Genomic DNA, 14,551 nt, shown 5'->3' with positions numbered 1-14,551 from the left:
ATCGTGTATACACGGTGCACACAATGACCGGAGCTACCGTCATCCGTACGCAGGAGGTTCCCGATGTCCCCAGTCCCCGCCGACCGCCGCTACGCCGTCTGGCTCTCCGATCCGTCGTTCGCGGCCGCCGAGATCGCCCGCGGGATCGGCTACGGCGCCGCCGTCCTCGACATCGAGCACGGCGCCTTCGACCTGGCCGACCTCGAGCGGTTCGTCCCGTTCCTGCGCGCTCTCGGCCTGGAGGTGCTCGCCAAGGTCCTCGGCCCCGAGCGCGGCCCGATCCAGCAGGCCCTCGACTTCGGCGCCGACGCCGTCGTCATCCCGCACGTCGAGAACGCCGCGCACGCCAAGGCCGTGACGGCGTTCTCGAAGTTCCCGCCGCTGGGTGATCGCAGCTTCGCGGGCGGCCGCACCACCGGCTACCGCGGCTTCACCGACGAGTGGGTCACCGAGCAGGACCGCGGCACCCGCTGCCTGCCGATGATCGAGGACGCCGGCGCCCTCGACGACATCGCCGAAATCCTCGCACTGGACACAGTGGACGGTGTCTTCGTCGGGCCGTCCGACCTCTCCCTGCGCCGGGAACGCGGCGCCTACACCCGCGAGCCCGGGGACTTCGCCGACCTCGAGCGCGTCGCGGACGCCGCCCGCGCGGCGGGCAAGCCGTGGGTCCTGCCCGCCTGGAGCCGGGAAGAGAAGGAATTCGCCCTCGCCCACGGTGCCGGCCAGCTCGCGCTCACCATGCAGCACGGCGCCCTCGCCGCCGGCCTCACCGCGGCCTTCGAGGAGACCACCACGCTCGCGGAGCGGACGCGATGACGACGGCCGAGCGAACCAGGACCCGCACCGCGGGCCGCACCCGCTGGATGATCGCCGGCGTGCTCGGGGTCGGCTCGTTCGTCAACTACGTCGACCGCGTCAACCTCTCCATCGCCGGGCCGGAGATGATGCGCGAGTTCCACCTGAGCGCGGCCCAGCTCGGCGTCGTCGCCTCGGCGTTCCTCTGGACGTACGCCGTGCTGCAGCTGCCGATCGGCGCGATCATCGACCGGATCGGCGTCCGCTGGGTGAACCGCGCGGCGGCGCTGCTCTGGGCGATCGCGTCGTTCTTGACGGCGTCAGCGGGCGGCCTCGGCCTGCTGATGGCGTCGCGGCTGGTCCTCGGGTTCGGTGAGGCGCCGACGATCCCGGCCGGCTGGAAGGCGATCGGGCAGTGGTTCCCGCGGTCCGAACGCGGCCGCGCCACCGCGATCTTCGACGGCTGCGCCAAGATCTCCAACGTCCTCGGCATCCCGGTGATGGCGTTCCTCGTGACGGCGTTCAGCTGGCACGCCGCCTTCGTCTTCACCGGCGTCCTGAGCCTCGGCTACCTGCTGGTGTGGTGGCTGCTGTACCTGACGCCGAAGCAGGCCCTCGCCCGCGGCCGGCTGTCCCCCGAGGAGTACGCCTACCTGCGCGAGGGCGGCGCCGACGACGAAGACGTGCCCACGCCGAGCTCGCTCACCGGACTCGGCCACCTGCTGCGCCGCCGCAAGACCTGGGGCCTCGCGCTCGGGTACGCGTCCTACACCTACGCCTACTACGTCCTGCTCACCTGGCTGCCCGGGTACCTCGAAAAGCAGTTCGGGGTGAAGCTGCTGGCCGGCGGCCTCTACACGATGATCCCGTGGCTGGTCGCCGTGCTCGCGCAGTTCCTCGTCGGCGGGATCCTGCTGGACCGCCTGATCGCGCGCACCGGCGACGAGACGAAGGCGCGGCGGATCGTCCTGGTCGTGAGCATGCTCGTCTCGCTCTCGGTGGCCGGTGCCGCCTACGCCGGTTCCGTCGCCACGGCGCTGGTGTTCCTGTCGGTCGGCGCCGCCGGGCTCGCCGTGTCCGTGCCGGCCGGGTCCAGCATCGTCGCCGTCATCGCGCCCGAAGGCTGTTCGGGGACGCTCGGCGGGCTGGTCAACTTCGTCGCGAACATGATCGGCATCGCCGCGCCGATCGTCACCGGCGCCGTCGTCGACCTGACCGGGTCGTTCGCCGGCGCGTTCCTCGTCACCGGCGTGGTGCTGCTCGCCGGGATCTTCTGCTACACGGTCGTGCTCGGCAGGCTCGACCGCATGCCCGCCGCTCCCCGGAAGGAAACCGCATGACGCACGTGGCTCTCGCGCAGTTCGCGCCCGGAGAAGACCAAGCCGCCAACCGCACGCTGATCGCAAAGCTCACCGGCGACGCGGCCGACCGCGGCGCGCGAGTCGTGCTGCTGCCCGAATACGCGATGTTCACGGCGCCGGCGATGGACCGGCGGTTCGTCGACTCCGCCGAGGACCTCGACGGTGAGTTCGTGACCGGCCTCCTCGCGCTCGCCGCCGAACGAGGCGTCACGATCGTCGGCGGCATGAACGAGCGCCTCGACGGCTCGCACATCTCGAACACACTGGTCGCCGCCGGTCCCGGCGGCGTGGCCGCGCTGTACCGCAAGATCCACCTCTACGACGCATTCGGCTTCCGCGAGTCCGACGTCGTCCGCGCCGGGGAGATCACCGAGCCGGAGACGTTCGAGGTCGACGGGGTCCGGTTCGGTCTCCAGACGTGTTACGACCTGAGGTTCCCCGAGGTGACCCGCCGGCTGGCCGACGCAGGCGCCCAGGTCGTGCTGCTGCCGGCCGAGTGGGTTCCGGGGCCGCTGAAGGAATACCACTGGAGCACGCTCGTCCGCGCCCGCGCGATCGAGAACACGCTCTACGTCGCCGCCGCCGGCCAGTCCGCGCCGACCGGGTCAGGGACCAGCATGCTCGTCGACCCGATGGGCGTGGTCGTCACCTCCCTCGGCGAGCAGACCGGCGTGGCCGTCGGCGAAGTGTCGCCCGAGCGGATCACTGAGGTACGAGGCAAGAACCCGGCGCTGGCGCTGCGGCGGTTCGGGGTGGTGCCGCGCTGATCTTGCGCCTCGACTGACTCATCAGTCAAGCATTGCGATTATCGCAATACCGGTTTACCGTCTCCTGGCATGGACGAAACCGCCGAGCTGCGGGACCGGGTCCGCGGTCTGGTCAAGGCCATGCCGGGGGCCCAGCGGGAGTTCGCCGCCGCCATCGGGCTCGACGAAACGAAGCTGTCCAAGGCGCTGAACGGCACCCGCCGGTTCTCGCCGCACGAACTGGTCCGCGTCGCCGAGCACTGCGGCGTCACGGTCAACTGGCTGCTCAACGGCAGCGACGACGCGGTCACCGTCACGGCGGTGCCCGCGCCGGCCGCCCGCCCGGCGAGCGACGACCCCGACCACCTCGCCCAGTCCGAGCCGCGCCGCCGCATCCTGGAGACGGCCTGGGCGCTGATCGCCGAACGCGGCTACCACAAGGTGCGCATCGCCGACATCGCCGAGGCGTGCGGCACGAGCACCGCGGCCATCCACTACCACTTCCCGAGCAAGACCGAAGTCCTCAACGAAGCGTTGCGGCGCAACGTGAAGCTCGCGTTCGACCGCCAGGTCGCGGAGCTGCACTCCATCGAAGACGCCAACGAGCGCCTGCACCGGCTCGTCGAGCTGCAGCTGCCCACCGACGGCGTCCTGCGCGCCGAGTGGTCGGTGTGGCTGCAGGTGTGGAACGAGGTCGCGCTCGACCCGTCGTTCCGGTCGCTCTACCACGACTCGATCGGCCGCTGGGAACGCACGATCGCCATGACCATCCGCTCCGGCCGCGAGCAAGGCGTGTTCTCGGTGACCGACCCGGACGCGGCGACCACCCGGCTGACCGCCCTGATCGACGGCCTCGGCATTCAGGTGCTGACCGGCCGTCCGGGCAGCACGGCCGAGAGCATGCGAGAACACCTGCACGACTTCATCGAAAGCTCGATCGTCAAAGGAGCCTGTTGACGTCCTCCCTAGAACCTTCGAGGGATTTCGGCCTACCACCACCGATCAAAGAGCGGAGGCAGCGTGTCGAGGTTCGCGGTTCACAGCCCCGCCCAGTGGCTGGAGGGCTCCCCGCGCTGTCACCGCCCGTCCGGCGGCGATAGTGCGTGCGGCGTTGATGTCGGCGTTGCAGGCGTAGCCACACGCGACGCATCGAAAGACCGCTTGGCTCTTGCGATTTTCCGGCGTCGTATGCCCGCAGGCAGAACATCGCTGCGAGGTGCCTGTCGCGACGACCCGCTCAACCCGGCCCCGTGCCTTCTGCTCGAGCCGGACGACCAATCTGCCCCGACCGTTGGCCAGGATTCCCCGGTTGAGTCCCGCCTTCTGCCGTACGTTCCGGCCGGGGCAGTCCATCGTTCCCTTCGCCGAACGGGTCATGCTTCGAATGTCCGAATTCTCGACCCGGACGATGTCGAACCGACGGGCGAGATCGGTACTGACCTGCTCGACCCAGTTCTTGCGCCGATCATGTTCGCGAGCTTTGAGCCGAGCGAAGGACAAGGCCGCCGAGACAGCGACACCGAGATCCACGCCAACCGTACAGCCGTTTCCGGGCGCTGGAAGCGGTACTGGAGCCACGGCGAAGGCCACATGCCATCGCCCGCACCGGTCCATCGTGACACGATAAGACTTCACGGCTCCCGATATCGGGCGGGACAGGACGAACCTCACCCACCCTGCTTTCGGCACCCAAAGCCATGCTCGCTTCCGATTGATTTTTCGGACGTGCTCCGGCTTGACCGCAACCTGACGAAAGCCTTCGTTCCGGCCGGACTTCCGCCACGACGGCCGGCGATGTGTACCCCTGAAGAAGTTTCCCGTCGCCTGGGCAAAGTCCCGAAGAGCCTGTTGTTGCACCGTGACGCTGCCCGACCTCAGCCACGCGAACTCCGCACGGGCTTCCGTCAACTGACGTGCCCGGGTCCGGTAGCCAGGCGCCGACGCGCGTCCCGGACGCCAGTGCGCGTACTGCTCGCAGGCGAGTTTCCACACGAACCTGGCGTGCGCGCAGTGCTCCCGCAAACCGGCTTCTCGGGCGGGCGTGGGCACCAGGCGGAATCGGCTCACAAAGCCAACGTCAGCCGTCCGCAATCGAAAACACCGAACCCCGGCAGAGTGAAGTAAGGAGCCTGATGAACCACGAGGTCATCCTCACCTGCGCCCTCACCGGCGCCGGGGACACCGTCGGCCGGAGCCCGCACGTGCCGGTCACCCCCGTGCAGATCGCCGCGAGTGCCGTCGAGGCCGCGAACGCCGGGGCCGCTGTCGTGCACATCCACGTCCGGGACCCCGAAACCGGGTCGCCGTCCCGGGACGTCGCGCTGTACCGCGAGGTCGTGCGGCTGGTGAAAGAGTCCGATGTGGACGTCGTGATCAACTTGACCGCGGGTATGGGTGGTGACCTCGTCCTCGACCAAGAGGATCCGCTCAAGCCGGTCGACGGCACCGACCTGGTCACCGCGCTGGACCGGCTCCCCCACGTCGAAGAGCTCCTGCCGGACATCTGCACCCTCGACTGCGGTTCCCTCAACTTCGGCGAGGGCAGCCAGCTCTACGTGTCCACTCCGGACATGCTGCGCGCCGGTGCCAAGCGGATCCAGGAGCTGGGCGTCAAGCCGGAACTGGAGATCTTCGACACCGGGCACCTCTGGTTCGCGTCCAAAATGGTCGAAGAGGGCCTGATCGACGCTCCCCCGCTGTTCCAGCTCTGCATGGGCATCCCCTACGGCGCCCCCGTCGATCCCGGCCTGCTGCAGGCCATGGTGAATCTGCTGCCCGCAGGTGCGCAGTGGGCGTCGTTCGCCATCGGGCGGGACCAGATGCCGTGGGTCGCGCAGTCCGTGCTGCTCGGCGGGCACGTCCGGGTCGGGCTGGAGGACAACCTCTACCTCGCGAAGGGCGTCAAGGCGACCAACGGCCAGCTCGTGGAGCGCGCCGTCGGGATCGTCCAGGACCTCGGCGCCACGGTGGTAAGCGCTTCCCGGGCCCGCGAGATCCTCGGCCTGAAGGAGCGCGTCCATGCCTGAGACGGTCGCCTGCGTCGGCGCCGGCGTGATCGGCGGCGGCTGGGTCGCGCACTTCCTCGCCCGGGGCTTCCGCGTCCACGCCTGGGACCCGGCGCCGGACGCCGAAGCGAAGCTGACCAGGCTCGTCGACGCCGCCTGGCCCGCCCTCACCTCGCTCGGCCTGGCCGACGGCGCGAGCCGGGACAACCTCGTCGTCGCGCCTACCCTCGCCGAAGCGGTCGCCGACGCGACCTTCGTCCAGGAGAGCGCCCCCGAGGACCTCGCCCTCAAACAGAAACTGCTCGCCGAGATCGACGCCGCGACGCCGGCCGGGATCGTCATCGCCTCCTCGACGTCCGGCTACGGCATGACCGAGATGCAGGCCGACGCCGCGACGCCGGAACGGCTCGTCGTCGGGCACCCGTTCAACCCGCCCTACCTCATCCCCCTGGTCGAGGTCGTCGGGGGCGACCGCACCGCGGCGTGGGCCGTCGAGCGGGCCGCGGACTTCTACCGGCGCGTCGGCAAGACCGTGATCACCATGGACCGCGAGGTCCCCGGCTTCATCGCCAACCGGCTGCAGGAAGCGCTCTGGCGCGAGGCCCTGCACATGGTCGCGAACGGCGAAGCCACGGTCGAGCAGATCGACACCGCCATCACCGCCGGCCCCGGCCTGCGCTGGCCGGTCCAGGGCCCGATGCTCACCTTCCACCTCGCGGGCGGCGAGGGCGGCATGGCGCACATGCTCGACCACTTCGGCCCGTCCCTCAAGGCGCCGTGGACCCGCCTCGACGCGCCGGAGCTGACCACCGAGCTCCGCGACGCCGTGGTCGAGGGCTGCGAAGACGAGGCCGGGAACCGCACGATCGCGGACCTCATCGCCGAGCGCGACCGGGCCATCATCGCCATCCAGCGCGCGGTCGAGGAGGCCCGCGATGGCTGAACTGTCCTACCGCGACCGCGTCCGCCCGGAGTGGATCGACTACAACGGCCACCTGTCCGAGCCGTACTACGTCCTGGTCTTCGGCGACGCGACGACGCACCTGATGGACACCGTCGGCCTCGGCCCGGAGCTCAGCGGATCTTCGCTGTACACCGTGGAGGCGCACGTCCGGTACCTGCGGGAAGTCGGGCCGGACACCGACCTCGACGTCACGACGAGAGTGCTCGACGTCGGCGGCAAGAAGGTCCGGCTCTGCCACGAGCTGCGCGTCGCCGGCGACCTCGTCGCCACCGAGGAGATCCTCGCGATCCACGTCACCGCGAGCAGAGCGTCGCCGCTTCCCGACGGCATCGCGGAGCGGCTGCGCGGCTACCTCAACCCGGTCCCGGACTACGCGGGGCGCGCCATCGCCTGACCCGAACACCCGCTCCCACCGGAAGTCCCCACCATGGAAGAGCGATGCTGCCCCTTCACCCGGCGCAGGTTCCTCGCCGCCACCGGGGTCGCCGTGCTGGCCGCCGGCTGCGGCGCGACGTACGCCGCCCCGGTGCCGACCGGGCCGCCCCGCTCCGGCGGCCGGTTGCGCGTCGGCGTCACCGGCGGCGGCGCGTCCGACACCCTCGACCCGCACATCCCGGCGACCAACCCGGACATCGCGCGGGTCATCAACCTCTACGAGCCGCTGCTGCTCCGCGACCACGACTACCGGCTGCAGCCGGTGGTCGCGCAGTCGCTGGCGTCGTCACCGGACGCCCGGACCTGGACGGCCGTCCTGCGCGACGGCGTCAAGTTCCACGACGGCCGCCCGGTGACGCCGGCCGACGTCGTCGCCACCTTCAAGCGGATCATGGACCCGAAGGACCCCAAGAGCGGCGCGGCCGGGCTGACCATGCTGGCCGAGGTGGCCCCGAGCGGCGACCGGGCCGTCGAGTTCCGGCTGAGCACGCCGAACGCGGGCTTCGACGACCTGCTCGGCCAGTACTCGCTCGGCATCGTCCCGGCGGACTTCGACGTCAAGCGCCCGATCGGGACCGGCCCGTTCAAGGCGGGCTCGTTCACCGCCGGGCAGCAGAGCACGTTCACCCGCAACGAGCACTACTGGCGGCCCGGGCAGCCCTACCTCGACGAACTGGTGCTGATCAACTTCGCCGACGACGACGCCCGGATCAACGCGCTGCTCTCGTCCCAGGTCGACGCCATCGACCAGGTACCGGTGGCCCTGGTCGACGTCCTGCGCAGCGACCCGCGGATGCAGGTGCTCGCCGCCGAGACCGGCACCTGGCTGCCGTTCACCATGCGGGTCGACCGGCCGCCGTTCGACGACGTCCGGGTGCGCCAGGCCATGCGGCTGGTCGTCGACCGGAAGCAGATGATCAACCAGGTCCTCAGTGGACAGGGCAGGCTCGGCAACGACCTCTACGCGCCCTTCGACCCCGCGTACGCCAAGGAGCTCCCGCAGCGCGAGCAGGACATCGACGCGGCCAGGCGGCTGCTCGCCGAAGCCGGTCACGCCACTTTGGACATCGAGCTCGTCACCGCGCCGATCCAGGCCGGCGCGGTCGAGGCAGCGCAGGTGTTCCAGCAGCAGGCCAAGGCCGCGGGGATCACCGTCAAGATCCGCAAGCTCGACACGACGACGTTCTACGGCGAGAACTACCTGTCCTGGGACTTCGCCCAGGACTTCTGGTACACCCGCAACTACCTCCCCCAGGTCGCGAACGGCTCGCTGCCGAAGTCGCCGTACAACGAGACGCACTGGCACGACCCGGAGTTCATCGACCTCGTCACCCGGGCCGGGTCCACAGTGGACCCGGTGGCGCGGGCGGACCTGCTGAAACGGGCGCAGAAGATCGAGTACGAGCGCGGCGGGCTGATCGTCTGGGGCTTCGTCAACCAGGTCGACGCCCACCAGAAGTACGTCGCCGGGCTCGTCCCGGACCGCACCGGGGTCTCGCTGAGCGGCTACCAGTTCCGCACCGCCTGGCTCGGCACGAGCGGGGAGGCGTGAGATGACCGGACTGATCCTGCGCCGCCTGCTCGTCAGCGTGCTCGTGCTCTGGGTGGTGTCCCTGCTGGTCTTCGTCGCGACGCTCCTGCTGCCCGGAGACCCCGCGCGTGCCATCCTCGGCCAGCAAGCCACCCCCGAGCGGATCGCGGCGCTGCAGCACCAGCTGCACCTGGACCTGCCGGTGTGGCAGCGCTACCTCGACTGGCTCGGCGGGCTCTTCACCGGCGACCTCGGCACGTCGACGTCCACCCAGAGCCCGGTGACGGCCCTGATCGGCGACCGCATCTCGGCGTCGCTGGTGCTGCTGGTGATCGCCGCGATCCTCGCCACCCCGCTCGGGCTCGGCCTCGGCACGTGGAGCGCGATCCGCCGTGACCGCGCCACCGACCAGGCGATCTCCGGCGTGAGCCTGGTCGTCGCCGCGCTGCCGGAGTTCGTCATCGGCGTCGCGCTCGTCGTGCTGCTCTCCACGACGGTGTTCAAGATCTTCCCGTCGGTGACGATCACGCCGCCCGGTGAGGCGGTGTGGCGCCAGCCCGCCCAGCTCGTGCTGCCGGTGCTCACGCTCGTGCTGGTCGTGACGCCCTACATCACCCGCATGATGCGGGCGACCATGAACGAGGTCCTCGACAGCGGGTACGTCGAGATGGCCCGGCTCAAGGGCGTGCGCGAGCGGACGGTGCTGGTCCGGCACGCGCTGCCGCACGCGATCGGCCCGGTCGCGCAGGTCGTCGCGATGCAGCTGGCGTGGCTCGCCGGCGGCGTCGTGGTCGTCGAGTTCCTGTTCCGGTACCCCGGTATCGGCCAGGCGCTCATCGACGCCGTCGCCAAGCGGGACGTCGCCGTCGTCCAGGCGATCACGCTGCTCATCGCGGGCGTCTACATCGTGGTGAACCTCCTCGCGGATGTCGTCGGCATCCTCGCCGACCCGAAACTGCGCACGGAGGCAAGCCGATGACCGCCGTCGAACTCCCCGGCACCGTCACCCCGGACGCGCCCCCGGTGCGCCCGCGCGGCCTCTTCCGCACCGCGTGGACGTTCCCGCAGGCCAAGATCGGGACGGCGCTCACCCTGGTCGTCGTGCTCATCGCGCTGCTCGGGCCGTGGCTCGGACCGGTGCTGACCGGGCACACCACGACCGACTTCGCCGGGAAGCCGTTCAAGCGCGACGGCGTGTTCGGCACCGACGGCCTGGGCCGCGACGTCCTGACGCGGTTCCTCGCCGGCGGCACGACGTTGCTGCTCTACGCCGTGCTCGCGACCGCGCTCGGGATCGTCGTGGGCGCGCTGCTCGGCATGGTCGCCGGGTACGGCGGCGGGAAGCTCGACAGCCTGCTGATGCGCGGGAACGACGTCCTGCTGTCGTTCCCGCAGCTGGTGATCGCGCTGCTCGCGATCGCGGTGATCGGGCCGGAGGGCTGGCTGCTCGTGCTGGTCATCGGCCTGACGCACGCACCGCGGACGGCCCGCGTCGCGCGGCAGGCGACCGTCGCGGTGGCGCGGCAGGACTACATCCGCGCGGCCGAGATGTACGCCGTGCCGCGGTGGCGGATCCTGCTGCACGAGATCCTGCCGAACATCACCGGCCCGCTCATGGTCGAGCTCGGGCTGCGGCTGACGTACTCGATCGGGTACATCGCGTCGCTGTCGTTCCTCGGCCTGGGCATCCAGCCGCCGGCGGCCGACTGGGGCCTGATGATCAACGAGAACCGGATCGCGCTCGTCGTCCAGCCCTGGGGCGTGCTGCTGCCGGTGCTGGCGATCGCCGCGCTGGCCGTCGGAACCAACCTCGTCGCCGACGCGCTGGCCGCGGCCGCCGCCGGCCGGAAGCGGGAGGCTCGCGCATGAACGCCTTGGCGGTGACCGGACTCGCGGTGCGCACCACGGCCGGGGTGTCCGTTTTGGACGACGTGTCGTTCGCTGTCGCGCCGGGCGAAGTCCTGGCGCTGGTCGGCGAGTCCGGCTCCGGCAAGACGACTGCCGGGCTCGCCGCGCTCGGCCACTTCCGGCGCGGGCTGACGGTGTCCGGCGGACAGGTCACCGTGGGCGACGTCGACGTCCTTTCCCTCGATGCCGCGGACCGGCGACGGCTGCGCGGCAGCACCGTCGCCTACATCCCGCAGGACCCGGCGCTGTCGCTCAACCCGGCGCTGCGGATCGGGCGGCAGATCGCCGAAGTCCTCGAAACCCACGGCTACCCGGGCTCGGTCGACGAGCGCGTCGGCTCGGTGCTCGAGGAGGTCGGGCTGCCGTCGGACCCGGCGTACCGGCGGCGCTATCCGCACCAGCTCTCCGGCGGGCAGCAGCAGCGCGTCGGCATCGCGATGGCGTTCGCGGCCCGGCCGTCCGTCGTGGTCCTGGACGAGCCGACGACCGGGCTGGACGTCGTCACGCAGTCCCTGGTGCTGAAGACGGTCCGGTCGCTGACTGCCGAGCACGGGGTCGCCGCCCTGTACATCACCCACGACCTCGCGGTGGTCGCCGAGATCGCCGACCGGGTCGCGGTGATGTACCACGGCTCGATCGTCGAGTGCGGCCCGGCTTCGGAGGTGCTGCGGACGCCGTCGCACGCCTACACACGGCGTCTGCTGGACGCCGTGCCCGATCCGGACGCCACTTCCGTGCCGCCGGCCCCGGACGAAGCGGTGCTCGCGACGCGGGGGGTGTCCGTCTCCTATGGACAGCACGTGGTGCTGCGCGGGGTCGACGTCTCGGTCGCGCGCGGTGAGTGCCTGCTGCTGCTCGGCGAGTCCGGCTCCGGGAAGACGACGCTGTCGCAGTGCATCGCGGGGCTGACGTCGTCGTACAGCGGAACGGTGTCGCTGGCGGGTACCGGGCTCGCGCCCTCCACCCGGCGGCGGTCCGACGACCAGCGGCGCCGGATCCAGTACGTCTTCCAGAGCCCGTTCTCCTCGCTCAACCCGCGCCGGACCGTCGCGCAGTCGATCGAGGTTCCGTTGCGGCAGCTGACGTCGCTGTCGCGGTCCGAGCGCCGGGCACGGGTCGACGAGGTGCTCGACCGGGTCCGGCTCGGCCGGGCGCCGGCCGACCGGCTGCCGGACCAGCTCAGCGGCGGCGAGCGGCAGCGGGCCGCGATCGCCCGGGCGCTGGTGACCACGCCGGACGTGCTGGTGTGCGACGAGGTGACGTCCGCACTCGACGTCTCGGTGCAGGCGACGATCGTCGAGCTGCTGGGCGAGCTGCGCCGGGAGCTGGGGATGGCGATGCTGTTCGTCACGCACAACATCGCGCTGGCCGGCGAGGTCGCGGACCGGATCGCCGTGTTGCAGGGCGGTTCGATCGTCGAAGAGGGGCCGGTCCGGGATGTACTGGACGCGCCTTCCCACGCGTACACGCGGGAGTTGCTGGCCGCGACCCCGCGCTTGTGAAGGGCACGGTGGCGCCGGGGTTCGAGCCGGTGCGCGAGGCGTTCGCGTCGGTGCTGGCCGCCACCGACGGCGGGGCGGCGTTCAGCGTGGTGCGCCGGGGCGAGGTCCTCGCCGAGCTGTGGGGCGGGCCGGGGTGGACGCGCGACACGCTCGTGGTGCTGTTCTCCGGCACCAAGGGCGTGGTGGCGACGGTGATGGCGTTGCTGCGGATCGACCCTTCGTCGCCGGTGTCGCGATATTGGCCGGAGTTCCCGTCGGGGGCCGTGTCGCACGTGTTGTCCCACACGATCGGACTGCCGTACGTCGAGGCGGACGTGTCCTTTCTGGACAACCACGCGAATGCCGCGGCGCTGGCTTCGCAGCGTCCCTTGTGGACACCGGGAACGCGGGTCGCCTACCACGCGGCGACGTACGGCTACCTGTGCACGGAGCTGATCCGGCGGGTGACGGGCCGCTCCGCGGGCTCGGTGGCGCGGTCGTTGCTGGGCGGGTTCGACATCCACCTCGGCACACCGGCGTCGGAGGATCATCGTGTGGCGCGGTTGACGCGGTCGCCGGACTACCGGATCAGCACGTTCCTGAACGATCCCGTCCGGCGTCGCGTCGTGGACCGGATGTACCGCGGTCTGCTGGAGCCGGAGACGATCAACTCCGTGGAGTACCGCCGCGCGGAGCTGGCCGCAGGCGGAGCAACGGGTACGGCGGCGGCGATGGCGCGGTTGTACGACCGGATCTGCGCGGGCCTGGTCCCGGCACCGGTACTGGCGACGGCGACCTCGACGTGGTCCGCGGGAACGGACGCGATCAACGACCGCCCGGTCCGCTTCGGCTTGGGGTACGAGCTGGCGGATTCGTTGGGAACGTACGGTCCGGTGGAGGAGGCATTCGGCCACTCGGGCGCCGGCGGCGGCCGGCATGGGGCGTGGCCGGAAGCGGAACTGGGGTTTTCGTTCACGACGAGCGAGCTGCAACCGGAGGACACGGACCACCGGGGCTCGCTGCTGCTGGAAGCTTTGGCCGGCTGCCTCTGAACCCGGGCCGGCAACTCGGCCCAGCTCGGCCCGGCTGGCGGGCTGGCTTTCGAGCACCCGGATATGGCCAGCGGCGCACCCAAGGCCAAGGCCGCTTGAGTCGCTCACCAACCCGCACCAGTCGTCAGCCGACCGTCGCTATCGTCTCCCCCGCCACCGGTGGGCACGTCAGCAGCCGGTGCAGTGATGGCTCCCCCGTCCCCGGCTCGACCAGGGACGCCAGCAGTCGCACCGCCGCCCGGCCCAGCTCCCTTCGCGGCACCTCGAACCCGCTGATCAGCGGCCCCTCCACCCCCGCCGGGGGCCGGCCCAGGACCGCCAGCGACACGTCCCCCGGCACCGAGACCCCCGCCGCCCGCAAGACCCGCCACGTTGCGTCGAACACCGCGCCCGTGTCCGTCTCCTCCACCACCAGCGCCGTCACGCCGTCGTCGAGCCAGCCGCGGATCGATGCTGCCGAAAGATCCGTCCCGTCGGTGCGGCTCACCACCAGTGAGACTCCCGCCTCGGCCGCCGCCGCGCGGACGCCGCGTTCGCGGTCCCACGACGATGGGGCGTCGTCCGGCTCGCGCAAGTACCGCGCGCGCTGGTGGCCCGCCCGCGCCAGGCGCGTGATCACCTCCGCCGACGCCGACACGTAGTCCGCGCCCACGTGCGGGATGCGGCCGCCCAGCTCCGTCCGGCGTCCGATGTGGACGATCGGGAACCCCGCGGCCAGCAGGTCGGCGATCGCGTCCACCGGGACGTGCCGGCCCAGGAACAGGCAGCCGTCGGCCAGCCGGGTGCGGCGGATCCGGTCCGGCGCCGCGCTCGACGCCGTGAACATGATCAGGTCCTTGCCGAGCGCGGCCGCCTCGGCCTCGACGCCGGCCAGGATCGGGTAGTACACGTCGGCGATGTCCGGGAAGGCCGGGGTGAACGTGTACACCCCGAGCAGGTTGTTGCCCGTGGCCGCCAGCCGCGAAGACACCGGGTCGGGCACGTACCCCAGCCGCTCGGCGGCCTCCAGGACCCGCAGCCTCGTCCGCTCCGACAGCCGGACCCCGGTGCGGTTGCCGCCCAGCACCACCGACACCGTCGCCTGCGAAACCCCGGCCACGCGGGCGATGTCGGCCTGCCGCACCTTGCCCATCGCCACCTCGCCCGGAGTCAGCTGATCCGATTCAGAGTGCGGGCCTCCCCCAGGCCCGTCAACCGTTTTGCCCGAAACTCCAGCAAACCTGTCCCGACCGTACTAATACGTATTACTCCATTGACCACGCCGTCCGGA

The 14,551-nt window shown here is 71.1% G+C and carries 14 protein-coding genes; 12 read left to right on the top strand and 2 right to left on the bottom strand.

Translation table 11 applies throughout. The features are described 5' to 3' along the window. Positions 1-63 precede the first annotated feature (63 nt). The 4 genes from QSK39_RS14565 to QSK39_RS14550 all read left to right on the top strand — a co-directional run bounded on the left by QSK39_RS14565 (position 64) and on the right by QSK39_RS14550 (position 3,862). Positions 64-819, top strand: coding sequence for an HpcH/HpaI aldolase family protein (locus QSK39_RS14565; RefSeq protein ID WP_285478266.1), 756 nt, complete (start codon positions 64-66; stop codon positions 817-819). After that, positions 816-2,138, top strand: coding sequence for an MFS transporter (locus QSK39_RS14560; RefSeq protein WP_285478265.1), 1,323 nt, complete (start codon positions 816-818; stop codon positions 2,136-2,138). Before QSK39_RS14565 ends, QSK39_RS14560 begins: the two co-directional genes overlap by 4 nt. Then, the gene (locus QSK39_RS14555) at positions 2,135-2,926 is read left to right on the top strand and encodes a carbon-nitrogen hydrolase family protein (RefSeq protein ID WP_285478264.1); all 792 of its coding nucleotides are present in this window, start codon (positions 2,135-2,137) and stop codon (positions 2,924-2,926) included. Before QSK39_RS14560 ends, QSK39_RS14555 begins: the two co-directional genes overlap by 4 nt. Positions 2,927-2,995: 69 nt before the next feature. Continuing rightward, positions 2,996-3,862, top strand: a complete 867-nt coding sequence (locus tag QSK39_RS14550; protein WP_285478263.1) for a TetR/AcrR family transcriptional regulator — start codon at positions 2,996-2,998, stop codon at positions 3,860-3,862. A 45-nt stretch (positions 3,863-3,907) separates the two neighbouring features. On the opposite strand, the gene QSK39_RS14545 is transcribed toward QSK39_RS14550, so the two are convergent. Further along, complete coding sequence (locus QSK39_RS14545) at positions 3,908-4,435, bottom strand: RNA-guided endonuclease InsQ/TnpB family protein (protein WP_285478262.1); 528 nt, start codon at positions 4,433-4,435, stop codon at positions 3,908-3,910. 602 nt (positions 4,436-5,037) lie between these two features. Between QSK39_RS14545 and QSK39_RS14540 the strand changes: the two genes are divergently transcribed. The 8 genes from QSK39_RS14540 to QSK39_RS14505 are packed head-to-tail and all read left to right on the top strand — an operon-like array spanning position 5,038 to position 13,281. Then, a complete protein-coding gene (locus tag QSK39_RS14540; RefSeq protein WP_285478261.1) occupies positions 5,038-5,931 on the top strand; it encodes a beta-keto acid cleavage family enzyme in 894 nt (297 codons plus the stop codon). Beyond that, a complete protein-coding gene (locus QSK39_RS14535) occupies positions 5,924-6,853 on the top strand; it encodes a 3-hydroxyacyl-CoA dehydrogenase NAD-binding domain-containing protein (protein WP_285478260.1) in 930 nt (309 codons plus the stop codon). Before QSK39_RS14540 ends, QSK39_RS14535 begins: the two co-directional genes overlap by 8 nt. Next, entirely contained in the window at positions 6,846-7,268 is a 423-nt protein-coding gene (locus QSK39_RS14530; protein WP_285478259.1) for a thioesterase family protein, read from the top strand. The genes QSK39_RS14535 and QSK39_RS14530 overlap by 8 nt, the downstream gene beginning before the upstream one ends. A 33-nt stretch (positions 7,269-7,301) precedes the next feature. Beyond that, positions 7,302-8,861, top strand: coding sequence for an ABC transporter substrate-binding protein (locus QSK39_RS14525; protein ID WP_285478258.1), 1,560 nt, complete (start codon positions 7,302-7,304; stop codon positions 8,859-8,861). Between the two features lies 1 nt (position 8,862). Beyond that, positions 8,863-9,819 (top strand): ABC transporter permease, encoded by a 957-nt coding sequence (locus tag QSK39_RS14520; RefSeq protein ID WP_285478257.1) that lies wholly within the window; start codon positions 8,863-8,865, stop codon positions 9,817-9,819. Then, on the top strand, positions 9,816-10,709 hold the full coding sequence (locus tag QSK39_RS14515; RefSeq protein WP_285478256.1) for an ABC transporter permease: 894 nt from the start codon (positions 9,816-9,818) through the stop codon (positions 10,707-10,709). Before QSK39_RS14520 ends, QSK39_RS14515 begins: the two co-directional genes overlap by 4 nt. Beyond that, on the top strand, positions 10,706-12,250 hold the full coding sequence (nikE, locus tag QSK39_RS14510) for a nickel ABC transporter ATP-binding protein NikE (protein WP_285478255.1): 1,545 nt from the start codon (positions 10,706-10,708) through the stop codon (positions 12,248-12,250). The genes QSK39_RS14515 and nikE overlap by 4 nt, the downstream gene beginning before the upstream one ends. After that, positions 12,247-13,281 carry a serine hydrolase domain-containing protein gene (locus QSK39_RS14505; protein ID WP_285478254.1) on the top strand — a complete coding sequence of 345 codons (1,035 nt, stop codon included), beginning with the start codon at positions 12,247-12,249 and terminating at the stop codon, positions 13,279-13,281. Before nikE ends, QSK39_RS14505 begins: the two co-directional genes overlap by 4 nt. 124 nt (positions 13,282-13,405) lie before the next feature. On the opposite strand, the gene QSK39_RS14500 is transcribed toward QSK39_RS14505, so the two are convergent. Next, complete coding sequence (locus tag QSK39_RS14500) at positions 13,406-14,413, bottom strand: LacI family DNA-binding transcriptional regulator (protein ID WP_285478253.1); 1,008 nt, start codon at positions 14,411-14,413, stop codon at positions 13,406-13,408. Positions 14,414-14,551 lie beyond the last annotated feature (138 nt).

Origin of the sequence: Amycolatopsis sp. NBRC 101858 (assembly GCF_030269325.1) — a bacterium.
Taxonomy (GTDB): Bacteria; Actinomycetota; Actinomycetes; order Mycobacteriales; family Pseudonocardiaceae; genus Amycolatopsis; species Amycolatopsis ponsaeliensis.
This window is presented reverse-complemented; position numbering and strand designations above follow the sequence as displayed.